Annotated in this window: 21 protein-coding genes and 3 pseudogenes; 12 read left to right on the plus strand and 12 right to left on the minus strand. The window is 63.5% G+C overall.

Annotated features, from left to right (window positions below; all coding sequences use genetic code 11):
* Window positions 1-9: 9 nt before the first annotated feature.
* From meaB to bioB, 5 genes and pseudogenes are all read left to right on the plus strand, one after another.
* Complete coding sequence (meaB, locus tag CBP34_RS09335; protein WP_418134721.1) at window positions 10-1011, plus strand: methylmalonyl Co-A mutase-associated GTPase MeaB; 1002 nt, start codon at window positions 10-12, stop codon at window positions 1009-1011.
* Window positions 1012-1048: 37 nt separating this feature from the next.
* Window positions 1049-2580: pseudogene (locus CBP34_RS09340) on the plus strand (acyl-CoA carboxylase subunit beta).
* Window positions 2581-2729: 149 nt separating this feature from the next.
* Window positions 2730-4784: an acetyl-CoA carboxylase biotin carboxylase subunit gene (locus CBP34_RS09345; RefSeq protein WP_094097855.1), complete on the plus strand. Its 2055-nt coding sequence runs from the start codon at window positions 2730-2732 to the stop codon at window positions 4782-4784.
* A 71-nt stretch (window positions 4785-4855) separates the two neighbouring features.
* Entirely contained in the window at window positions 4856-5332 is a 477-nt protein-coding gene (locus tag CBP34_RS09350) for a VOC family protein (protein ID WP_086912381.1), read from the plus strand.
* Between the two features lie 360 nt (window positions 5333-5692).
* Window positions 5693-6760 (plus strand): biotin synthase BioB, encoded by a 1068-nt coding sequence (gene bioB, locus CBP34_RS09360; protein WP_094097857.1) that lies wholly within the window; start codon window positions 5693-5695, stop codon window positions 6758-6760.
* A 157-nt stretch (window positions 6761-6917) separates the two neighbouring features.
* Here bioB and CBP34_RS09365 read toward each other — a convergent pair whose 3' ends face one another.
* From CBP34_RS09365 to CBP34_RS09405, 9 genes are all read right to left on the minus strand, one after another.
* The gene (locus tag CBP34_RS09365; RefSeq protein ID WP_094097858.1) at window positions 6918-7274 is read right to left on the minus strand and encodes a carboxymuconolactone decarboxylase family protein; all 357 of its coding nucleotides are present in this window, start codon (window positions 7272-7274) and stop codon (window positions 6918-6920) included.
* A gap of 102 nt (window positions 7275-7376) precedes the next feature.
* The gene (locus CBP34_RS09370; protein WP_086912385.1) at window positions 7377-7568 is read right to left on the minus strand and encodes a YgaP family membrane protein; all 192 of its coding nucleotides are present in this window, start codon (window positions 7566-7568) and stop codon (window positions 7377-7379) included.
* 87 nt (window positions 7569-7655) lie between these two features.
* Complete coding sequence (locus tag CBP34_RS09375; protein WP_086928704.1) at window positions 7656-8036, minus strand: rhodanese-like domain-containing protein; 381 nt, start codon at window positions 8034-8036, stop codon at window positions 7656-7658.
* 47 nt (window positions 8037-8083) lie between these two features.
* A complete protein-coding gene (locus CBP34_RS09380) occupies window positions 8084-8383 on the minus strand; it encodes a rhodanese-like domain-containing protein (RefSeq protein ID WP_086912387.1) in 300 nt (99 codons plus the stop codon).
* A gap of 25 nt (window positions 8384-8408) precedes the next feature.
* Entirely contained in the window at window positions 8409-9782 is a 1374-nt protein-coding gene (locus CBP34_RS09385; protein ID WP_236748548.1) for a TolC family protein, read from the minus strand.
* 14 nt (window positions 9783-9796) lie between these two features.
* Window positions 9797-10006 carry a YgaP family membrane protein gene (locus tag CBP34_RS09390; RefSeq protein ID WP_086912389.1) on the minus strand — a complete coding sequence of 70 codons (210 nt, stop codon included), beginning with the start codon at window positions 10004-10006 and terminating at the stop codon, window positions 9797-9799.
* Window positions 10007-10054: 48 nt separating this feature from the next.
* Complete coding sequence (locus CBP34_RS09395; RefSeq protein ID WP_094097860.1) at window positions 10055-11344, minus strand: NAD(P)/FAD-dependent oxidoreductase; 1290 nt, start codon at window positions 11342-11344, stop codon at window positions 10055-10057.
* A 50-nt stretch (window positions 11345-11394) separates the two neighbouring features.
* Entirely contained in the window at window positions 11395-14691 is a 3297-nt protein-coding gene (locus tag CBP34_RS09400) for an efflux RND transporter permease subunit (RefSeq protein ID WP_418134710.1), read from the minus strand.
* 10 nt (window positions 14692-14701) lie between these two features.
* Window positions 14702-15745, minus strand: coding sequence for an efflux RND transporter periplasmic adaptor subunit (locus CBP34_RS09405; RefSeq protein ID WP_472231558.1), 1044 nt, complete (start codon window positions 15743-15745; stop codon window positions 14702-14704).
* 154 nt (window positions 15746-15899) lie between these two features.
* Here CBP34_RS09405 and CBP34_RS09410 point away from each other — a divergent pair, with 154 nt between their 5' ends.
* Together CBP34_RS09410 and CBP34_RS09415 are read left to right on the plus strand one after the other, a co-directional pair.
* Complete coding sequence (locus tag CBP34_RS09410) at window positions 15900-16247, plus strand: ArsR/SmtB family transcription factor (RefSeq protein ID WP_086912392.1); 348 nt, start codon at window positions 15900-15902, stop codon at window positions 16245-16247.
* Between the two features lie 217 nt (window positions 16248-16464).
* Window positions 16465-16818 (plus strand): annotated as a pseudogene (locus CBP34_RS09415) (SDR family NAD(P)-dependent oxidoreductase); the annotation flags it as partial.
* A 126-nt stretch (window positions 16819-16944) separates the two neighbouring features.
* Here the strand turns inward: CBP34_RS09415 and CBP34_RS19415 are convergent.
* The 3 genes from CBP34_RS19415 to CBP34_RS09430 form a co-directional block, all read right to left on the minus strand.
* Window positions 16945-17112, minus strand: coding sequence for an antitoxin VbhA family protein (locus CBP34_RS19415; protein WP_157896454.1), 168 nt, complete (start codon window positions 17110-17112; stop codon window positions 16945-16947).
* Between the two features lie 347 nt (window positions 17113-17459).
* Window positions 17460-17831 (minus strand): hypothetical protein, encoded by a 372-nt coding sequence (locus CBP34_RS09420; RefSeq protein ID WP_094097862.1) that lies wholly within the window; start codon window positions 17829-17831, stop codon window positions 17460-17462.
* Window positions 17832-18202: 371 nt separating this feature from the next.
* Window positions 18203-19249, minus strand: a complete 1047-nt coding sequence (locus tag CBP34_RS09430; RefSeq protein WP_094097863.1) for a DNA-binding protein — start codon at window positions 19247-19249, stop codon at window positions 18203-18205.
* Window positions 19250-19364: 115 nt separating this feature from the next.
* On the opposite strand from CBP34_RS09430, the gene CBP34_RS09435 reads away from it, so the two are divergent.
* The 5 genes and pseudogenes from CBP34_RS09435 to CBP34_RS20475 all read left to right on the plus strand — a co-directional run bounded on the left by CBP34_RS09435 (window position 19365) and on the right by CBP34_RS20475 (window position 22628).
* Window positions 19365-20534 carry a tyrosine-type recombinase/integrase gene (locus CBP34_RS09435; protein WP_094097864.1) on the plus strand — a complete coding sequence of 390 codons (1170 nt, stop codon included), beginning with the start codon at window positions 19365-19367 and terminating at the stop codon, window positions 20532-20534.
* A 127-nt stretch (window positions 20535-20661) separates the two neighbouring features.
* Window positions 20662-20937, plus strand: a complete 276-nt coding sequence (locus CBP34_RS09440) for a metal-sensing transcriptional repressor (RefSeq protein WP_094097865.1) — start codon at window positions 20662-20664, stop codon at window positions 20935-20937.
* The gene (locus tag CBP34_RS09445) at window positions 20934-21422 is read left to right on the plus strand and encodes a hypothetical protein (protein ID WP_094097866.1); all 489 of its coding nucleotides are present in this window, start codon (window positions 20934-20936) and stop codon (window positions 21420-21422) included. The genes CBP34_RS09440 and CBP34_RS09445 overlap by 4 nt, the downstream gene beginning before the upstream one ends.
* Window positions 21423-21675: 253 nt before the next feature.
* Window positions 21676-22101, plus strand: a pseudogene (locus tag CBP34_RS20470) (efflux RND transporter periplasmic adaptor subunit); the annotation flags it as partial.
* A gap of 359 nt (window positions 22102-22460) precedes the next feature.
* Complete coding sequence (locus CBP34_RS20475) at window positions 22461-22628, plus strand: hypothetical protein (protein WP_472231559.1); 168 nt, start codon at window positions 22461-22463, stop codon at window positions 22626-22628.

Raw genomic sequence — 22628 nt, forward strand, 5'->3', positions numbered from 1 at the left:
CTGGAGGGCATGTTGCATGGCAATGCTGCCGTGCAGCGCCGCGCCATGTCCAAAGCCATCACGCTGCTCGAATCGACCCGCGCCGACCACCGCGCGCAGGGCGACGAGCTGCTCACCCAACTCCTGCCCCACACCGGCAAGGCGTTTCGCTTAGGGATCAGCGGCGTGCCCGGTGTGGGCAAGTCCACCTTCATCGAAGCCCTGGGCCTGTACCTGATCGGCCAGGGCCACCGCGTGGCCGTGCTCACCATCGACCCGTCCAGCACCGTCTCGGGCGGCTCCATCCTGGGCGACAAGACGCGCATGGAACACCTGTCGATGCACGAAAAAGCCTATATCCGCCCCAGCCCGTCGAGTGGCACGCTGGGCGGCGTGGCCGAGAAAACGCGCGAGGCCATGCTGGTCTGCGAGGCCGCAGGCTACGACGTGGTCATCGTCGAAACCGTGGGCGTGGGCCAGAGCGAGATTGCCGTCAATGGCATGACCGACATGTTCGTTTTGCTGCAGCTGCCCAATGCGGGCGACGATCTGCAAGCCATCAAGAAGGGCGTGATGGAGATTGCCGACCTGGTGGTCATCAACAAGGCCGATATTGACAAGAACGCCGCCACGCGCGCCGAGGCGCAGATCACCTCAAGCCTGCGCATCCTGAGTCAGCATGGCAACCCCGAAAACGCCCACCACAACGAAACCCTGTGGCACCCCAAGGTGGTGCAGATCAGCGCGCTGCTGGGGCAGGGCGTGGACGCCTTCTGGGCCGCCGTCACGCAGTTTCGCCAGTTGCAAACCGCCAATGGCCGCCTGGCCTCGCGGCGCGAAAAGCAGGCGCTGGCCTGGATGTGGGAGCGCATCGACGCGGGCCTCAAGCTCGCGTTTCGCCAGCATCCACAGGTACGCCAATTGCTGCCGCAAATGCAGGCCGATGTGGCGGCGGGGCGCATCGCGGCCTCCACTGCAGCACGAAATCTGCTGCTGGCGCAATCCAGTCAAGCGCAAACAGCTATCAAATAAATAGTAAACAATAAACCGAATTCACCAAAGGACGACCATGCAAGACATCCTGGATCAACTGGAGAAAAAGCGTGCGCTGGCACGCCTGGGCGGCGGGCAAAAGCGCATTGATGCGCAGCACGCCAAGGGCAAGCTCACCGCGCGCGAGCGCATCGAGCTGCTGCTGGACGACGGCACGTTCGAAGAATGGGACATGTTCGTCGAGCACCGCTGCACCGACTTCGGCATGGAAGACAACAAGATCCCGGGCGACGGCGTGGTCACGGGCTACGGCATGATCAACGGCCGCCTGGTGTTTGTGTTCAGCCAGGATTTCACGGTGTTTGGCGGCGCCTTGAGCGAAACGCACGCCGAAAAGATCTGCAAGGTGATGGACCAGGCCATGAAGGTTGGCGCACCCGTGATTGGCCTCAACGACTCGGGCGGCGCGCGCATCCAGGAAGGCGTGGCATCGTTGGGCGGCTATGCCGACGTGTTCCAGAAGAACGTGCTGGCCAGCGGCGTGATTCCGCAGATCAGCATGATCATGGGCCCGAGCGCCGGGGCGCCGTGTACTCGCCTGCGATGACCGACTTCATCTTCATGGTCAAGGACAGCAGCTACATGTTCGTGACCGGCCCCGATGTGGTCAAGACCGTGACGCACGAAGAAGTCACGGCCGAAGAACTGGGCGGCGCCATCACCCACACCACCAAGAGCGGCGTGGCCGACCTGGCGTTCGAGAACGATGTGGAGGCGCTGATGATGCTGCGCCGCCTGTACAACTACCTGCCGCTCAACAACCGCGAAAAAGCCCCGGTGCGCCCGAGCAACGACCCGGCCGACCGCATGGATCGGAGCCTGGACACGCTGGTGCCCGAGAACCCCAACAAGCCCTACGACATGAAGGAGCTGATCCTCAAGACCGTGGACGACGGCGACTTCTTCGAGCTGCAGCCCGAGTACGCGAAGAACATCCTGATCGGCTTTGCCCGCATGGAAGGCCAGACGGTAGGCATCGTGGCCAACCAGCCGCTGGTGCTGGCAGGTTGCCTGGACATCAAGTCGAGCATCAAGGCCGCGCGCTTTGTGCGCTTTTGCGATGCCTTCAACATCCCCGTGATCACGTTTGTGGACGTTCCCGGCTTCATGCCTGGTACCTCGCAAGAATACGGCGGCATCATCAAGCACGGCGCCAAGCTGCTCTATGCGTATGCCGAGTGCACCGTGCCCAAGATCACCGTCATCACGCGCAAGGCCTACGGCGGCGCCTATGACGTGATGAGCTCCAAGCACCTGCGCGGTGATGTGAACCTGGCCTGGCCGAACGCCGAGATTGCGGTGATGGGCGCCAAGGGCGCGGTGGAAATCATCTTCCGCGAGGACAAGAACGACCCCGTCAAGCTGGCCGCCCGCGAGGCGGAATACAAGCAGCGCTTTGCCAACCCGTTCGTGGCCGGTGCACGCGGATTTATCGACGACGTGATCCTGCCGCACGAGACACGCAAGCGCATTTGCCGTTCGTTGGTCATGCTGCGGGACAAGAAACTCGAAAATCCGTGGCGCAAGCACGGGAACATTCCACTCTGAGCGGACGAGGAGAACAAGAACATGTTTACGAAGATTCTGATCGCCAACCGTGGCGAAAACGGCTGCGCAGCAGACGTTTCGACAAATTGCCTGCCGACGCCCGTACAGCGGGCAACTACACGCAACCCCAACGCCTAAGGAGTCAATGAATGTTTACCAAAATCCTGATCGCGAACCGGGGCGAGATTGCGTGTAGGGTCATCGCCACCGCCCGCAAGATGGGCATCGCCACCGTGGCCGTCTACTCCGATGCCGACAAGGAAGCGCGTCATGTCAAGCTGGCCGATGAAGCCGTGCACATTGGTGCTGCGCCTTCGCGCGAGTCGTATCTGCTGGCCGAAAAGATCATTGCCGCCTGCAAGCAGACCGGCGCCCAGGCCGTGCACCCCGGCTATGGCTTTCTGTCGGAAAACGAAGCCTTCGCCAAGCGCTGCGAAGACGAGGGCATTGCCTTCATCGGCCCCAAGGCGCATTCGATTGCGGCCATGGGCGACAAGATCGCGTCCAAAAAGCTGGCGAATGAAGCCAAGGTCAACACCATACCCGGCTACAACGACGCCATTGCGGGCCCCGAACAGGCCGTCGAGATTGCCAAGGGCATTGGCTACCCCGTGATGATCAAAGCATCGGCTGGCGGCGGCGGCAAGGGCTTGCGCGTGGCGTTCAACGACAAGGAAGCGTTTGAAGGCTTTGCCAGCTGCCAGAACGAAGCCCGCAACAGCTTTGGCGACGACCGCATCTTCATCGAGAAGTTTGTGCAGGAGCCGCGCCATATCGAGATCCAGGTGCTGGGCGACAGCCACGGCAACGTGATCTATCTGAACGAGCGCGAGTGCTCCATCCAGCGCCGCCACCAGAAGGTGATTGAAGAGGCGCCATCGCCCTTCATTTCGGACGCCACGCGCAAGGCCATGGGCGAGCAGGCCGTGCAGCTGGCCAAGGCCGTGAAGTACCAGAGCGCGGGCACGGTGGAGTTCGTGGTTGGCAAGGACCAGGACTTCTATTTTCTGGAGATGAACACCCGCCTGCAGGTGGAGCACCCGGTGACGGAATGCATCACCGGCCTGGACCTGGTGGAGCTGATGATCCGCGTGGCGGCGGGCGAGGCGCTGCCCCTCACGCAAGCCGACGTGAAGCGCGACGGCTGGGCCATCGAGTGCCGCATTAACGCTGAAGACCCGTTCCGCAATTTTTTGCCGTCCACCGGCCGTCTGGTGCGCTTTCAGCCACCGGAAGAGTCGATGTTCCAGTCCGACACGACCAAGAAGCTGGGCGTGCGCGTGGACACGGGCGTGTATGAAGGCGGCGAGATCCCCATGTATTACGACTCGATGATCGCCAAGCTCATCGTGCACGGCACCGACCGCAACGACGCCATCACCAAGATGCGCGCGGCGCTCAACGGCTTTGTGATTCGCGGCATCAGCAGCAATATCCCGTTCCAGGCGGCACTGCTGGCACACCCGAAGTTTGTGACCGGCGATTTCAACACCGGCTTCATCGCCGAAAACTACAGCAAGGGCTTTGCGGCCGAAGACGTGCCGCATGAAGACCCGCTGTTCCTGGTGGCGCTGGCCGCCTACATGAACCGCCGCTACCGTGCGCGCGCCTCGGGCATCAGCGGCCAGTTGGCCGGACACGAGGTGAGGGTGGGCGAAGAATTTGTGGTGGTCACGCTGGGTGCCGAGGGCAAGAATCAGCACCACGACGTGACGGTGACTGATTTCGAGATGGAAGGCAAACTGCGCTCCAGTGCAGTGGCCGTGGGCGGCAATAGCTATCAGATCAGCAGCACGGCCACGCTCGGCCAGATCCGCGTGCAGGGCGCCTGCAACGGCCAGGGCTTCACGGCCCAGGTGGAGCGCGGCGTGGGCAAGAACCCGCTGGCGCTGCGCATTGCCCACAACGGCACACAGATCGAGGCGCTGGTGTTGTCGCCGCTGGGCGCGCGCTTGCACAAGCTGATGCCCTTCAAGGCGCCGCCGGACCTGTCCAAGTTCCTGCTCTCGCCCATGCCTGGCTTGCTGGTCGACGTGGCGGTGCAGCCCGGCCAGAAGGTGCAGGCCGGCGAAAAGCTGGCCGTGATCGAAGCCATGAAGATGGAGAACATTTTGTTTGCCGCCCAGGATGGTGTGGTGGGCAAGATCACGGCAGGCAAGGGTGAATCGCTGGCGGTGGACCAGGTCATTCTGGAATTTCAATGAAATATGGCGCTAGCGCTTTATGGATAAGTGCTGGCAGCTATTGAAAAAAGAGTAATCGAGGACATTGCACCATGGCAAGCACGAACACACCACGCCCCTTCAAGGTGCTGGGCATCCAGCAGGTCGCCATTGGCGGCACCGACAAGCAGCGCATGAAGACCCTGTGGGTGGACATGCTGGGCCTTGAACAGACCGGCACGTTCCAGAGCGAGCGCGAAAACGTCGATGAGGACATCCTGGCCATGGGGCAGGGCGCTTTCAAGGTGGAGGTGGACATCATGCAGCCGCTCGACATCGACAAGAAACCTGCCGTGCACACCACGCCACTCAACCACATCGGCCTGTGGATCGACGACCTGGCCGCCGCAGTCGAGTGGTTGACCGCGCAGGGCGTACGCTTTGCGCCGGGCGGCGTGCGCAAGGGCGCAGCGGGTTACGACATCTGCTTTTTGCACCCCAAGAGCAACGATGAGTTTCCGATTGCGGGCGAGGGCGTGCTCATCGAACTGGTGCAGGCGCCGCAGGATGTCATTGCGGCTCTGGGCTGAGAGGCTCAGGCGCCGCCCGGCAGTGCTGCCGGGCGGTTGCGCCAGGGTTTGGGATACCCCTTTGGATGGATTGGGAAAATGGATCGACGTCAGAATACCGACCGACGCAGCGGACAAGACAGAAGGCAGCAAGAGCAAGGACCACCGGACCGCTATGAGCGGCGCCGCAGCATCGAGCCGCGCCAGCCGGAATTGACCGAGCTTGAGCTGAGTGACGAAGAGTTGAGAGCCTTGGGCTTCGTCCCAGATCAGCCCATCCAACCCGACCAGTCGAAAAAGCTTCGGTAAGGCCTTTGCGCACTGGCCGTCATTTTTTTCTTCTTCGCGCGCATTTCTTTGCACCCCTTGAGAGATCCATTCATGCCCTCATCCGCTACCCCCACTACCAGCCAGCCCCTGCATTTGCACCGCCGCGTTACCCCTGCTGTGGCCCAGGGCCCCTGGACGGTCGATGCTATTCAGGCACTGCTCGACAAGCCCTTGATGGACCTGCTGTTTGAAGCGCAGACCGTGCACCGCCAGCACTGGCCCGAAGGCGACATCGAGCTGGCCACGCTGCTTTCCGTCAAAACCGGTGGCTGCCCCGAAAACTGCGGCTACTGCCCGCAGTCGGCCGAGTTCGACACCGGCGTGAAGGCCGAAAAACTGATGGAGGTGGACGAAGTGGTGCGTGCCGCCCAGGCTGCCAAAGACGCGGGCGCTACCCGCTTTTGCATGGGCGCCGCCTGGCGCGCCCCCAAGGACCGCGACATTGAAAAGGTCAGCGCCCTGATTGGCGCCGTGAAAGGCCTGGGCCTGCAGACCTGCGCCACGCTGGGCATGCTCGAGTCGCACCAGGCGCAAGCGCTCAAGGACGCGGGGCTCGACTACTACAACCACAACCTGGACACTGCGCCCGAGTACTACACCGACGTGGTGAGCACCCGGGCCTACCAGGACCGGCTCGATACCCTGCAGCATGTGCGCAGCGCCGGGATCAGCGTGTGCTGCGGCGGCATTGTGGGCATGGGCGAGGCGCCGGTGCACCGTGCGGGCCTGATTGCCCAGCTGGCCAACCTGCAGCCTTACCCGGAATCGGTGCCCATCAACAGCCTGGTGCGCGTGCCTGGCACGCCGCTGGCCGACAGCGAGCCCGTGGATCCGTTTGACTTTGTGCGCGTGATTGCCGTGGCCCGCATCACCATGCCCAAGGCCCGCGTGCGCCTGTCAGCCGGGCGCCAGCAGATGGGTGAGGCGGTGCAGGCACTGTGCTTCATGGCCGGAGCCAACTCGATCTTTTATGGCGACAAGCTGCTGGTGACCGGCAACCCCGACGTGGAAGCCGATGTGCAGCTGCTGGCCAAGCTGGGCCTGAACGGCCACCGCACCACTACCACCGAAGCGGATAACCTGCATGCCCATGCGCAACCGCAAGGGGTATGCGCCTGATCCCTGCGCACCCCATGTGTGCAGACGGATGGCGGCGTTGGTGATGGATGGTTGCTATTCAATAAATAGCTGCTTGCGCTTTATCCATAAGCGCTAGCAGCTTTTTTATGCGACTTCAGTGAATTGTGCCTTGAGGGTGGCACTTTGGGTTTCAACGTCAGGCGACGTGGACCTCGGCCATGGTGTCCCAGGCTTTGAGGGCTTCGGCGGCGTACATCAACGATGGCCCGCCGCCCATGTACACGCTCACGGCCAGCATTTCTTCGAGCTCGGCGCGGGTGGCGCCCAGTTTCAGCAGCGCCTTGACATGAAAGCCGATGCAGCCCGAGCAGTGCTGGCTTACGCCAATGGCCAGGGCGATCAGTTCCTTGTGCTTGGCGCTGATGGCGCCTTCGGCCATGGACGCCTGGGCCAGCTGGGCAAATCCGCGCATGGCTTCGGGCTGGGCCTTGCGGAAAGTGGCCAGGCTTTCGTTGATGTTGTGGATCAGACCGACATGGTCAAAGGTGCTCATGACTGGATTTCCAAAAAAAGGGGCAATCGATAAAACCGATCAGAAAAAAGCTCCGCCAGGGCCGCGGGCTGGCGCGGCCCCAACCCACGGCATCAGCGCCAGTTACTTCTTCATGGGGCAGGTGTTGACGCCCAGCAAGGTGTAGGCCGGGCAGAAGCGAAACAGGCCGGTGGCCAATGGCACCACGCCCAGCCAGCCCCACCAGCCCACAGTGCCGGTGGCAGCCAGGGCGATCAGCACCAGACCGGCCACGATGCGCAATACACGGTCAATGGTTCCAACGTTGATGTTCATGGTTTTTCCTTTGTTTTGGGTGGTTTCAGCCCTTGTGCGGGCCGGGTTGCAAAATAGGCAGAGCGGCCCCGCGGCCGCTTCACCCGGTTACTCGAACGAGGGCGCCACGGGCTTGACCACGGGCTTGCCGGCGGCCTGCCAGGCATCAAACCCGCCGGCAATCGACTGCACCTGCAGATAGCCCATGTCCTGCATCGCGCACGCAGCCAGCGCGGCGCGACCACTGGTCTTGCAATAGAGAACCACCTTGAGGTCGCGCGATGTCAACGCCGGTGTGCTGCTGAGCTTGAACTCCAGCAGGCCGCGCGAGGCATGGATGGCGCCAGGCAGGTGGCCGGCCTGGTATTCGTCGGCCTCGCGCACATCGATCAGCACGTCGGCTTCGCGAATGGCCTGCTCGGCCTGGTCCACGGGGATTTCCTGGACCCGGGTCTTGGCAGCGGCCACCAGGTCGTGGGCGGTTTTCATGGCGATTCCTTGTGATGCGTGAAGATGGAAAGTGAAAACAAAAAATATCAACCGCGGCGTATGGGCCGCTGCAGTTGCAACGAAACGCTGCCCACCGAGCCACCATTGCTCACCTGCTGGTAGCCCTGCTGCCGCAGCCACTGCGCCGCCATGCCCGAGCGTGCACCCGAAAGGCAGCAGAGCACAAGCGGCATGGATTTGTCGGGCAAGGCCTGCGCGCATTCGGTGCCCAGGCGGTCCAGCGGCAGGTTGATGGCGCCGTCTACGTGGCCAGCCTCAAATTCGCCGGGCGAGCGCACATCGACCACCAGGGGCGCGGCGGGCTGTGGGAAGGTGGTGGGTTCCATGGTGTCTTGTGGGAGATGAATGGGGTTACTTTGCGGCCGGGGCATCCACGGTGGCCGTGTGCAAGGCGCGTTCGTCCAACTGGCCCGTCAGGGCCAGCAAGCGCAAACGCTCCAGCGTGAGGGTGGTGCGCAACTGCGCCAGGGCCAGCTCGGCTGCGGCCGCATCGTTCTGGGCATTGAGCAGATCCAGCGTGGTGCGATCGCCCACCTGGCGGCCCAGTTGCGTTGCGTCCAGGCGGGCCTGGCTGGCGCGCAGGGCGGCGTCCTGTGCCTCGGTGCGCGCTGCGCCGGCCTGCAAGCGCAGCCACGCAGCGCGGGTTTGCTGCGCCACCTGCTGGCGGGCGCGGTCGAGTTCTGCTTCGGCCTTGGCTTGCAGATGCAGCAGCTCTTGCTGGCGCGCGCTGCGCTGGCCACCGGTGTACAGCGGCACGGTGATCTGCACGCCCACCAGGTGCTGCCGGGCGGTGTTGCTGCCCTGGCCGTAGCGGCCCGAACCACTCAGGTGCTCGCGGCTGGCCTGTGCAACCAGGTCCACCGTTGTGCCTGCCCCGCGCGCGTATTGGGCGACGTCCTGGCGCGCCACCTCGACGGCCAGGGTTTGCTGGCGCAGGCCGGGGTTGGCCGCTGCCGCCTGGTCCAGCCACTGGGGCAGGGCAGGCAAGGGGGCAGTTGCCAACAAGGCAGGGGCCGGCGCCACCTGCAGCGCATCGGCCGGCCAGCCGGTGGTGTCGGCCAGGGCGCGCTGGGCAATCTGCAAATCCACTTCGGCTGCCAGCACCTGCGCATCGATGGCGCGGGCACGGGCGGCGGCTTCATGGGTGTCGGTCACCGGGGCGTCGCCCAGCGCAAAGCGGTCTTTCGCCTCCACCAGCGCCTTGTTCACCGCCGTTTGCTGGCGCTGCAGCAGGAGCAGTGCGTCCTGCGCAAGCGCCACGGCAAAGTAGCGCTCGGCGGTCTGCAGCATGAGGGCCTGTTCGGCGGCCTGCCACTGCACATCGGCCAGATCGGCGGACAGCGTGAGCTTGCGGCCCTGGGCTGTGCGTTCGGGGCTGTAGACGGGCATGCGGGCACCGATGCTCCAGCGCCCGCCCAGGCTGTTGTCCACCGAGGTGTTGAACCCGACATTGGTCGAGGTACCAAAGCCCGGCGCGGAAAACGACGCACCGGCAGTGGATGTCTGCGAGCCCATGGCCCCACCGGCAGCCGTGGCGGCCACCGTGGGACGCCACAGCGCGCTGGCCTGGTCCCGCCGCGTCTGGCCGGCCTGCAGCGCAGCCTGCGCCACGGCCATTTCGGGGTCGTGCTGGCGCGCGGCCTGCCAGGCTTGCAGCAAGTCGGCCGCGTGGGCGCCCGTGATGCCCAGCGCCAGCAGTGCGGCCCACAGGGGCTTCATTCGCATGGTGCGATCTCCGCTCAGTTGCCTGCCGCCGCACCCAGCTTGCGCATGATGGTCTCCATCAGGCACCACCGGGTGAAGCCGCTTTGCAGCAGGTTGGCGCCCACAAAGGCGGTGAACCACAGCCAGTTGGCGCTGTGAAAGATCGGGCTGCCCGCCACGCCAAGGGCCAGCGACAGCAGGATGAATGAGCCGCCGATGATGCGAACGAGTTGCCAAGAGGTCATGATGAAACTCCGAAGTTGAACGATGGAAAAAACAATAGATATGCAGGTTTACTTGGGCCCGGAGGGCTCTTGCAGGCGCTCGATGCCCAGGATCTTGAGCACGTATTTCTCGTAGATCGGGTCGGTGTTGCCGGATTTGATCTTGCCGAGGAAATATTTCTCGAATGCGATCTTGCCCAGGTGCACCCATTTGCCCTTCTTGAACCAGTTGACGTTGCGCGGCGGAATCTGCGGCAGCGCCACAAAGGCCGCGCCGGTGTCGCCCATGTCGGCCAGGCAGATGGCGTTCCAGGTGGCGGTGGCCGTGGCGGGGTGGCCCGCAAGGTCGGCCGCGATGTTGTGCACGATGGCCGAGACCATGGTTTCGATCATGTAGCCGGTCTTGGGGGCGCCGGTGGGCACAGGAGTCACCTCCACGGGCGGTATCGCCACGCACACGCCCGCGGCAAAGATGTTGGGGTAGGCCTTGCTGCGCTGGTGCTCGTCGATCTGCACAAAGCCACGCGGGTTGCACAGCTTGGGCACGGCCGCTACGGCGTCCACACCTTTGAAAGCGGGCAGCATCATCGAGAGCTTGAACGGCAACTCGTGCTGCTTGAGCAGGTTGCCCTGCTCGTCGAGCTGGTCCACCATCATCGTGCCGTCTTCCACGCGCGTGGTGCGGGCGTTGGTGATCCACTTGATGTCCTGGCCGCGCAGCTCGCTCTCGAGCATGCTCTTGCTGTCGCCCACGCCGCCGAGACCCAGGTGGCCGATGTAGGGCTCACTGGTGACGTAGGTGAGTGGCACCTTGTGGCGCAGCTTGCGCTTGCGCAGGTCGGCGGAAACGATGAAGGCGAACTCGTAGGCCGGGCCGAAACAGCTGGCGCCGGGCATGGCACCGATCACCATCGGGCCGGGGTTTTCAAGGAACTTTTCGTAATCTGCCCAGAAGCCCAGGGCATGGTCCACCGTGCAGATGGAGTGTGTGTGGCCATCGATCGGGCCTGCGCCCGGCACCTCCTCGAAGGCCAGGCGCGGGCCGGTGGTGATCACCAGATAGTCGTATGGCACGGTCTGACCGTTGGCCAGCGTGACGCTGTTACCAGGGGCGTCGATGGTCTGGACAGCGCTGGCAATGAAATCAATGCCCTTGCGCTGCAGCAGCGGGGCGATCTGCAGCACGATATCGTCGCGCTGGCGCCAGCCCACCGCAATCCAGGGATTCGAGGGCACGAACTGGAAGTAGTCCACCGCGCTGATCACGGTGACGCGATGCTGCGCAGGCAGCTTGCCGCGCAGCTCGTAGGCTGCGGGCATGCCGCCGATGCCGGCTCCGATAACGACGATATGGGCCATGGTTTGTCTCCTGTGGTGCCTGGTTGAAAATCAGTGCATAACTCAGTGAGTCAGTGCGGCGCAGCCTCTGTCGGGCCACTGCCAGCGGGGGAAACGGACGGCCCGGGTGCGGTCTGGGCGTCGCCGGGGTGGAGGTGTTGCTTGCGGTAGGCCGCGTAATACAGCGTGGGGATGACCACCAGCGTGAGCACGGTGGAGACAAAGATGCCAAAGATCAGCGAAATGGCCAGGCCATTGAAGATCGGGTCATCCAGGATGAAGAACGCGCCAATCATGGCCGCCAGCCCCGTCAGCACAATAGGCTGGGCCCGGGTAATGGCCGAGTGCACGATGGCGTCCTTGAGCGGCGAGCCCTCACGCACCTGCAGATTGATGAAATCCACCAGCAAGATGGAGTTGCGCACGATGATGCCGGCCAGCGCGATCATGCCGATCATGCTGGTGGCCGTGTACTGCGCGCCCAGCAAGGCGTGGCCCGGCATCACGCCGATGATGGTCAGCGGAATCGGCGCCATGATGATCAGCGGCGTGAGGTAGGAGCCAAATTGCGCCACCACCAGCAGGTAGATGAGGATCAGGCCCACGGCGTAGGCGGCGCCCATGTCGCGGAAGGTTTCGTAGGTGATCTGCCATTCGCCATCCCATTTGATGGCGTAGTCGCGCAACGCATCCGAGGGCTGGCGTACAAAATACTCCACCAGCGGGCCGCCGCCCGGCGTCTCGATCTGTGCGATGGCGCTGCGCATCTGGAACATGCCGTAGAGCGGACTGTCCACCTTGCCGGCCATGTCGGCCACCACAAAGTTCACCGGCAGCAGGTCCTTGTGATAGGCGGGCTGCTCGCGCACGGTATCGCTCACCGTGACCAACTCACTGATGGGCACCTGCTTGCCCGAGGCGCCGCGCACGGTCAGCTGCAGCAGCGCGGCCAGGTCGCCATGGCTTTCCTCGGGCAGCTGCAGCACCACGGGAGCGGGGTATTTGCTGGCATCGTGCAGGTAGGTGGTGGTTTCGCCCGCCAGGCCTGCGCGCAGCGTGCCCACGATGGCCTGCTGGGGTATGCCCAGCAGTGCGGCCTTGCGCCGGTCGATCAGCAGCAGCTTGCGCGGCGCGCTGGCAATGCTGCTGTCGTCCACATCCACCAGACCGGCGGTCTGGCTGAACACGGCGCGCACGGCCTTGGCCACCTGGCGGCGGCCCTCGGCTTCAGGGCCATAGATTTCGGCCACGATGGGCGACAGTACCGGCGGCCCTGGCGGCACTTCGACCACCTTCACATTGGCACCCATGCGCTGCCCGAGCTGCTGCAGGGCAGGGCGCACGCGCGTGGCAATGGCGTGGCTCTGGTCCTTGCGGTGCGATTTGTCCACCAGGTTCACCTGGATGTCGCCCACGTTGCCCCCGGCGCGCAGGTAGTACTGGCGCACCAGTCCGTTGAAATTGATGGGGGCGGCTGTGCCTGCGTAAGCCTGGTAGTCGGTGACCTCGGGCACCGTGGCCAGGTAGGCACCCAACTCATGCAGCACCGCAGCGGTCTGCTCCACCGGTGTGCCGGCCGGCATGTCCACCACCACCTGAAACTCCGACTTGTTGTCAAACGGCAGCATCTTGAGCAGCACCAGCCCCGTGGCGGGCAGGGCCACCGAAAGCGCAATCAGCACGGCCACGCCCAAGCCCAGTAGCCGGCGATTGCGGGGACCGCGCTGGTCGTCGAGCAACGGCGTGAAGATGCGCGTGAACAGGGGCGTTATGCGAGCCGCCATGCCAGTGGGCGCGACATGCGCCGCTTCGCCGCCATGGTGCGCCTTCATCCACAACCGCGCCAGCCAAGGCGTGACCACGAAGGCAATCGCCAGTGACAGAAGCATGCCCATGCTGGCGTTGATGGGGATCGGGCTCATGTAAGGGCCCATCAAACCCGACACAAAAGCCATGGGCAGCAGTGCGGCGATCACCGTGAACGTGGCCAGGATGGTGGGGCCGCCCACTTCGTCCACCGCGCCTGGGATGATCTGCGCGAGTGTCTTGCCCGGAAAGAGCTGCTGGTGGCGGTGGATGTTCTCGACGACCACGATGGCATCGTCCACCAGGATGCCGATGGAAAAAATCAACGCAAACAGCGATACGCGGTTGAGCGTGAACCCCCAGGCCCACGAGGCAAACAGCGTCACGGTGAGCGTCAGCACCACGGCTGTGCCCACAATGGCGGCCTCGCGCCGGCCCAGAGCAATGAACACCAGCGCCACCACCGAAGCCGTGGCAAACAGCAGTTTCTGGATGAGCTTTTGCGCCTTGTCGTTGGCCGTGGCACCGTAATTGCGCGTTTCGGCTACTTCAACGCCATCGGGAATGACGGTGTTGCGCAGCTGCTCCACCCGCTGCATGACGGCGTTGGCCACATCGATGGCGTTTTCACCCGGTTTTTTGGTGACAAACAAGGTGACAGCGGGGTATTCGCCGCCGCCGCTGGCTTCGGCTTTGCCATGCCACACATAGCGGCTGGGGGGCAGGGGGCCGTCGCTGACTTCGGCCACGTCTTTCAGGAAAAGCGGTTTGCCCCCACGCACCCCCACCATCACCTCAGCCACGTCGCTGGCCTGCGTGAGGAACGGGCCTGCCTCTACTGCCACCGACTGGTTGCCGGTAATGAGCTCGCCCACGGGCATGCCCATGTTGGCGGACTGCAGCGCGACACGCAGATCCTGCACGGTGGTGCCGGTGCTGGCCATGCGCGCCGGATCCAGGCGCACCATCACGGCCCGGCCGGGGCCGCCCACCGTCTGCACTTCGCGCGTGCCCGCCACGCGTTTGATTTCAGCTTCCATGCTGTGGGCCACGCGCTCCAGCGCAAATGCGCCGGTGTCTGCGTTCTTGCTGAAAAGTGTGAGGGTGACGATGGGAACATCGTCAATGCCCTTGGGCTTGATGATGGGCTCCAGCACCCCCAAGTCGCGCGGCAGCCAGTCGGCGTTGCTTCGCAGGGTGTCATGCAGACGCACCAGGGCTTCGGTGCGCTCCACGCCCACCTTGAACTGCACGGTGAGAACGGCCACGCCCGGGCGTGAAACCGACGTTACATGCTCTGTGCCTGCCATTTGCGAGAGCACCTGCTCAGCCGGCGTGGCCACCATCTGTTCCACATCGACCACCGAGGCTCCGGGAAACGGAATCAGCACATTGGCCATGGTCACGTTGATCTGCGGCTCTTCTTCGCGCGGCGTCACCATCACGGCAAACACGCCCAGCAAAAACGCCACCAGCGCCAGCAGGGGGGTGATCTGTGCACTCTGGAACAAGGCCGCAATGCGGCCCGAAATGCCCAGAGCTTTCGGGAGGGAGTTTTGCATGTCGGCCATCTCAACGCACCTTGGCGGCAGCCTGCGGATCGGTGGCCACCTTGTCACCCGGACGCAGGCCACTCAGCACCTCGACCTGTTCGCCGCTGCGACGGCCCAGTCGCACCTGGCGCAACAGGGGCCGGCCTTGCGCATCCAGCACATAGACCCCCGTCATTTCTGCACGTCGCACCACGGCACTGGCAGGAATCTGTATCCGCAGTTCGCCCGCTGCGAGGGCGGCTGCAGGCAGCCACAGCCGGGCAAACATGCCGGGTGTTGCGCCTTTGAGGTCGGGGGGCATTGCGACACGCAACTGCACTGTGTGCGTGGCGGCATCCACCGTGGGAAGCAACTGGATCTGGCCGGGCTGCACGGGGATATGCGACGTTGTCAGCCCGGGAATTTCGGCCTGCAGGTTCTGGTTGCCGAACAATGCAGTAGCCGCCATTTGCGGAACCATGGCGGTCACCCGCAAGGCAGAGGAGTCATACAGCCGCACCAGTGGGCGCCCCGGCATCGCCATGTCGCCCAGCGCCACGGGAACCTCGCTGATGACACCAGCGTAGGGTGCTTTCAGCACATAAAAACCCGATTGCGTGGTGGCGGCCCCTGCCTGCGCCTGGAGCGCCTGCACTTGGGCCTGGGTGGCCTGCAACTGCGCCTGGGCGCGGTCCAACGCCGCCTGGCTGATGTATTGTTTTTGAAAGAGCTGCTTCTGGCGCTCAAATTCCTTGCTGGCCACCTGCATGCTGGCGCGGGCGGCATCCACCTGCGCCACGCTGGCGGCGGCACTTTGCGAAGCCGCCCGGGCATCGAGACGCACCAGCTCTTGTCCGGCCTTGACTGTGTCGCCCACTTTCACCTGGAGTGAAACGATTGCGCCCTGTACCTGGGCCGAAAGCGTGGTGTCACGCACGGCCTCCACCACGCCATCGACACTGATTTGCCGGGTTGCGCCATTGGCCAGCACTTCATGCGTTTTGAGTGGTGTGGCTTCTACAGCCCAAACAGCTTGCACAGCCAACAGGCAGGTCAGCAGCGCGGCAGTGGCAAGTCGAGACATCAGCATCCGGTTCTCCATCCCCGAGGGTAGGGGTTCAGTATCAATTGATTTATTATTTAACTAAACAGCTAATTAGTCAATTGTTGTATGATGGCGAATGGCCTGATCTAAGACAGTGCTGGTATCTCCAGCCCTGAAGGCCCAGGAGTGACGTATGAAAGACATGCCTCAACAGGCGCTGGAAGAGGTTGCTGGTTACTTTCAGGTGCTGGCCGAGCCCACGCGCCTGCGCATCCTCAACATCTTGCGAGACGGAGAGCGCAACGTGGGTGATCTGGCGCAGATGTGTGGTTATACGGCTGCCAATGTGTCGCGGCATCTCTCCCTGATGACCAAACAAGGCCTTGTCTCGCGCGAAAGCCGGGGCACCAGCGTGTTCTACCGCTTTGCGGACGAGTCGGTTTACGCGCTGTGTGACCTGGTGTGTGACAACATCGCCCGCCAGCTGGAACGCTCGGCGGCCAGCCGGGCGATGTTCACGGTGTCATCTGATTCGGAATAGTTGCTTGCATCGGGAGTGGTTATGGCTGGCAAGGTTTTGCAGGTTCTTTGCAAGCCGTCAATTTGCGCTCCGCAAAGTGCCGATCGCAGTGGATCCCCACCCAAATTTCATCACAGGGAAGAAGAGAACAAAGAAATCAGCCGAGTCTGACTATATAATATTTAACATAATATACATCGTATCTAGTGCTGGGTGAGGATTGAAGCCGCTACCATCCATGCCCATGACTCTTTCAACCCCAGCCTTTCCCTCACCCTCCGTCACTTTCGGTCACCAAGGCCGTGTCTGCATCGTCACGGGTGGCGCGCAAGGCATTGGTGAGGCCTGTGTCCGCCGCTTTGCGGCTGAAGGCACCAAGCCGGTGATCGTTGATGTGGACGATATACGCGGGCAGGCCTTGGCGCAGGAGCTGGGCGCGCTGTATGTGCGCTGCGATGTGGGCGATAAAACTCAGGTGGATGCCCTGGTGCGCCAGGCACTGTCAGCCTACGGGCGCATCGACATGCTGGTGAACAATGCCGGCATCTTTCGTGCCGCGGACTTTCTGGATGTGACCGAGGCCGATTTTGAGGGCAAGCCAGGATACGGCCAGTTTTAGCTCATAAGCCTCTTAGTAATTAAAGGCGGCTTGCTTATGTGATAAGGTATATGCCGGCCACGCGGAATCGGCCCCCCTCGATAGCTCACGCGACCCGCTCTATGTCTCGGGGTGCTCTATCCCATCTTGATCGCTCGCCCTGGCCGCGCTGGCGCGAATGGCTTGGTCGTACGTCATCGTGCCCTCGACCACCGCCGCGACGTCCTCCAGAAATCGTGGTGTTGGTTCGTGGCCCGCAATGCGCGTGTTGGCAAGTGCTTGGAGCATGGCATCACAACGTTCTTGCGTCGTGCTCACGATTGCACCTCGACCCCAACGGGGGGCCAGGCCATCACCTCTCCACCGTGCAGCTGTGGATCGAACCGAGCAAGCAGGTTCTCCAGCGTGTGTCCATCCCGCCGCGGCTGGGAAGAAACGGCGCGCTCGCGGCAGCGAAGCTTGATGCGGAACCTTCTGTGGACTAGCCTTCTTGGTCATGCCCACGATTTTCCTCCTGGAACGGGTCGCGACGCTAGGCGCGCTGTCATTGCGACTTGACAGGCCGTGATGCAGCCTGGGAGCGGGATGCCGTGGTCAGAGAAGGCCTTGCCTAGACAACTGCACGAACTAGACCATCAGGATTGATCCCAGGCGTCGATGGTCAGTACCTGATCGGGCGGACAGGCTTCGATCTTGTCTTGATGGAAGATCACGTTGCCCTTCCAGTTCGCCGGCATGACGTAGTCGTCTCCGATGATCGGGGGACCTCGGTGTGCAGGCGGACCGCCGGCAAGCAGCGGCAGCACATTAGCCGCTTTGGCGGTGTAGCGGTTCGGGTAGCCGCTGAAGGACAACTGGCTGGCTCTGCCCGCTTTGACGAGTTGATGCAGCCACTCGATTCCGCCTGGTCCAACCTCCCAATTCGCCAGCACTGCCGGCTTGGTATCGATTGCCCGGTCGCGTTCCTCGGGCGTCTGAGCCGCCACAACTATCCACCAGCCGATCATTGCGTGCTTCCTCGTTATCGGTCTATCACACAGGCCCGATCGCTCTGACTCGACTTGTCAGATGCCGGTCCCGTATCGGATGATCCCAGCATTGCACTGCGTCACCAAGGAGAACGCTCTTCACCATTCAAAAGCCGCTACCACCGCCCACCGGGTACGCCAGTTGGCTCGACTACGCAGTCGAAGCGTTCAGCACCCGGCAGGCCTGGCTCGAAAGCCTCTGGGAAACCTGGGTCGACGACACCGCAGTCGAACTGGACCGGGAAGAAATCCGCGAATCTGCGCGCCTGGAACTGCGCGCCCTGCGCAAGGCGGCCGCTGCTGCCGATCCATGAGTTCGGGACGCTGCCGCGCACATAGCATTCACCGCGCTATCGTGCTTTTCGCGCGCCGCTCTTGACGGTCTTCGATGCCAGTGCGCCCCGCGGCGGCACCTGTTCTACCGGCGAGAGTCGCTCCAGCAGTGCACGCAGCGTCTGCGTTTCGGCTTTGAACTGCGTTGCTTCTTGTTGAGCCACGGCGAGCCGTTCGCGCGTCGCCTGAAGATCATCGACAAGGCCGCGATTGCTGGCCGTCAGTTCTCGTTGCGACACCTCGGCTGCATCGGCCTTGACCTGCAGCCGCGTGACGGCGTCGGCCTGCGCCAGCAAGCTCTCGCGATGGCGGCCTTCGGCCTGCGCCAATTGGCCACGCAGCGCCTCGAGTTGCTTGTCGGCCTTGATCCGGGCCTGACGTTCCTGGTCGATCTCCAGCAGCGCGCGCCGCTCGGCAGCATCCGAACGAGCGTTCGCCACGTCCACGGCCTCCCGTGCCTTGGCCAACTCGGCGCTGAAATCCGAGCGAACCCGCTCCAGCTGATTGCGCGCTTCCTCAAGATGGCGTTGCAACTCCTGCAGCCGGGCCACGGCGCCGGCATGGGCGCGCCTTTCCGCCTCCAGGTCCGTTTGCCGTTGCTGAAGCGATTCCTGCGCGGCGCTCAGCTGTGGACGCAGGGTTTCGGCGCTGGCCAGCGCCTCCGCCGCCGCCTGGCGAGCCTGTGTCTCCTCTCCCCGTGCCTGCTCGACCGCGGCCTGGTCCTCCAGGCGCAGCGCCGCGAGTTCGTGGCGCGCGGTCGCCGTGGCCTGCCGCCATAGATCGGCGATGGCGTCCGCTGCACTCGTCTTGATTTCGGGCGGCAGATCCGGATGGTCGATTTCGACGCGCGCCTTGCTGCGCAGGTCCTCCCAGAACTTGGCCAGCGCCTCGGCCGGCGCGCTCATCGAGCCCTTACGCACGAACTGGTACAGCTTGCTGGCCGTGGGAGTGATTCCATAGCGGAAGAACAGCAACGCGCAAACCTCGCGATAGAGGTCTTTCGTTTCCGTAAATCGCCCCCGGAGGGTTTCAATGTCGCTCTGGAGTTCAATTTCGGTGTTCATAAATAAATAATACAACGTAATACGTTAAATATATTGAATTAACTGCCTATCTATGGACATAATCCTTCTAATGTCCATACTCTTGGTGATGTTCTCCTTTTTTGCGTAGGTCCGCATGAATGCCCTCGTCAGCCTGGATCAAATGATGGTGCCGGCCCACCTGGACGGCAGCCGTGGCCGCAATCGCGCCAGTTCGCGATCACAGTTGGCCGCGGCCGATGACCGCTCGGCTGTTCTGGCTTGGCTGGCCCGCTACGCCGATTCACCCGCCACGCTCGCCAGCTATCGCAAGGAAGTCGAACGCCTCATGTTGTGGTGCGTCCTGCAGCGCGGCGCGGCCCTCTCAGACCTCACGCACGAGGATCTGCTGCTCTACCAGCGTTTCCTCGCTGATCCGCAGCCCGCCGAGCGCTGGGTCATGGAGCCGGGTCAGAAGCCGGGGCGCAACTCGTCACGCTGGCGACCGCTTGCCGGCCCGCTGGGGCCTTCGAGCCTGCGCCAGGCGCTGTCGATCCTCAACGCCATGTTCTCGTGGCTTGTGGAGGCCGGATACCTGGCAGGCAATCCGTTGGCGCTGAGCCGGCGCAAGCGCCGGCAGGCTGCACCTCGTGTGAGTCGCTTTCTGCCAGAAGAACACTGGAACCTGGTGAAGGCCGCGATCGAAGCGATGCCCGTGAGCAGTGAACGTGAAAAGCTACACGCATCGCGCTGTCGATGGCTGTTTTCATTGCTCTACATCGGCGGGCTGCGCGTGTCCGAGATCTGCGACGCCAGCATGGGCGGATTCTTCAGCCGGCGCGGCGCCGATGGACGCGAGCGCTGGTGGCTCGAAATCACTGGCAAAGGCAGCAAGACCCGCCTGGTGCCAGCCACGGGCGAATTGATGACCGAATTGATGCGCTACCGCAAGGTCCACGCTTTAAGCCCGCTCCCGCAGGAAGGCGAAGACACGCCATTGGTGATGACTCTGATTGCCCCGATCAGGCCGATGGCGCGAAGCGCCATTCACGAGCTCGTCAAGGGGGTGATGCACGCAGCTGCGGCCGCACTGCGGGGGCGTGGCCCCGACTTCGAGGCTGCAGCAACCCACCTCGAGCAGGCCTCTACGCACTGGATTCGGCACACCGCAGGAAGCCATCTGAGCGAAAAAGTTGACCTGAAAGTGGTCCGCGACAACTTGGGTCACGCCAACATCAGCACAACCAGTATCTATTTGCACACCGAAGACGATGCTCGTCACGATGCGACGGCGGCCGGGCATCGGGTTGACTGGCGCACGCCATGAAGTAGTCGGGACCGTGTGCGTCTTACTGGCAAGGGGTGATGCGAAGTGGTCTCTCGACGCGACCAATCCCCCTTCGCAACGCGTGCCTATTTCGACCGTTTCGTATCCCCCCTGATAGGATACGGTGGTGCACGGCGAACACCTCCACCAAAGTCACCCTGATCTCGTCAAGCGCCTGAAGCGCGCGGACGGGCACCTGCAAAACGTCATCGAGATGATGGTGAGCGGGCGCGACTGCGCAGACATCGCACAGCAGTTGCACGCGGTCGAAAAAGCAGTCAGCGCAGCCAAGAAACTGCTGATCCACGATCACCTAGACCACTGCCTCGAGGAAGTCGCAGCGTCGCCCCGCGACTTCGGGAAGGCCATCGCCGACTTCAAAGACATCACGAAGTACCTGTGAGCGCGAACACCGCCCAATTGTCGAGGTCGATCGCCCCCGCCAAGGCCAGGCTGATGCTGCTCGTGCGCTGGTTGCTGGTGCTGGTCATCGCCATGGACCTGATCAGTTCGCCATTCCACGCGCATCACCACGAAAGCGGCCCCGAGGGCTACTCGAGCCACGCCGGCCAGCTCGATGCGGGCCACTCGTCCTTCGAGCAAGCGCCTCAAGCCGATGAGCTTTCGCTGCATGTCGACTCGGACGATGCAGACCACGGGGGCGGGCACTCGTTGTCGGCGCTTCAAGGTGCCCCGATCCAGCTCGCCAGTCCGGACTCCGCGCCGAAGCTTCTGGCGCTTGTGCCGCTGTTCGTTTTGTTCGGGCTCATCACGCAGCCCGTGGCCGAAGCGCTCGCGCGCTGGCGCCCTGGTCGAGAGCGGGTGCCCATCCCGCTGTTCCGAACCGTTCCTCCTGACGGCCGCGCGCCGCCCCAACTCCACGGTTGAAGCCCTGGCGGCGCCATAGCGCGCTGCCTTCTCCTCGTCGCCCGACTGCGCGACGGGATCGCTTTCTCGTGGAGTTTCTATGTCCTATTTGCTCGCTCGCCGTGCGGTGCTCGGCTGCGTGTCCAGTTTTCTCATGGTGGCCAGCGCCGTTGCGGCGACGCCATCGAACGCCGAATTCCCGGTGTCCGCTGCACAGATGCAGGCACTCGGCATCACGCTTGCGCCGCTGGAAAAGCCATCGGCGATCAACGGCATGGCCTATCCCGCCCGCGTGGTGGTGCCCCCCAGCGGCAATCAGGTCATCAGTGCCCCGTTCGGTGGACGGGTCGAAGAACTCCTCGTCGACGAGCAGCAGCCCGTCAAGGCTGGTCAACCGCTGCTGCGCCTGAGCAGCCCGGAGTATGGCGACCTGCAGCTCAAGCTGCTGGAGGCGGCCAGCAAGGCCAGGCTGACCGGCCAGACGGCCGCACGCGAGCGACAGCTCTTCTCCGAGGGGATCATTCCGGAGCGGCGTGTCCAGGAAGCCAATGCCGCCAACCAGGAAGCCGCGGCCCGCCTGCGGTTTGCCGAAGCCTCCTTGCGCCTCGCCGGAGTCGATCCCGCAGCCATTCGGAAAATGGGCGACGCTGGCAACCTGCAGGATGGCCTCGTCGTGCGAGCGAAAAGCGCCGGGACGGTGGTCGGCCTTGATGTGAAAGCCGGGCAGCGTGTACAAGGCTCGGACTCCCTGCTGCGCCTGGTCAACACGGCGCAGCTCTGGCTCGAGGTCCAGATCCCATCCGACCGTCAGCAGCAGGCCCTCTCGAGCAAGACCGCCGGCTCGATCACGGTGGTCGGACGCGAAGCCAGTGCGACGCCGATGTCAGTCGGCGCCACGGTGAGCGACAACCAGACAGTCACGCTGCGCGCCCGGGTGGTGGGCGGCGGCGAGCTTCTGCGTCCGGGCGAAGTCGTGCAGGTCAAGGTGCCGTTCGCGGAGAACACCGCCGGCTGGGCGCTGCCCTGCCAGCGATTGCCCGCCAGGACGACAAGGCCTACGTGTTCGTCCGAACCGAAAAGGGCTTCGTCGCACAGCTGGTCAATGTCATCTCCAGCGCGGGCCAGTCGGTCCAGGTCACGGGCAACCTGCGCGCCGGCCAGCAGGTGGCGACCGGCTCCGTGATCGCACTGAAGGCAGCATGGCTCGGCAAGAGCGGAAGCAACTGA

Source organism: Acidovorax carolinensis, from assembly GCF_002157145.1.
GTDB classification, from domain to species: Bacteria; Pseudomonadota; Gammaproteobacteria; order Burkholderiales; family Burkholderiaceae_C; genus Acidovorax; species Acidovorax carolinensis.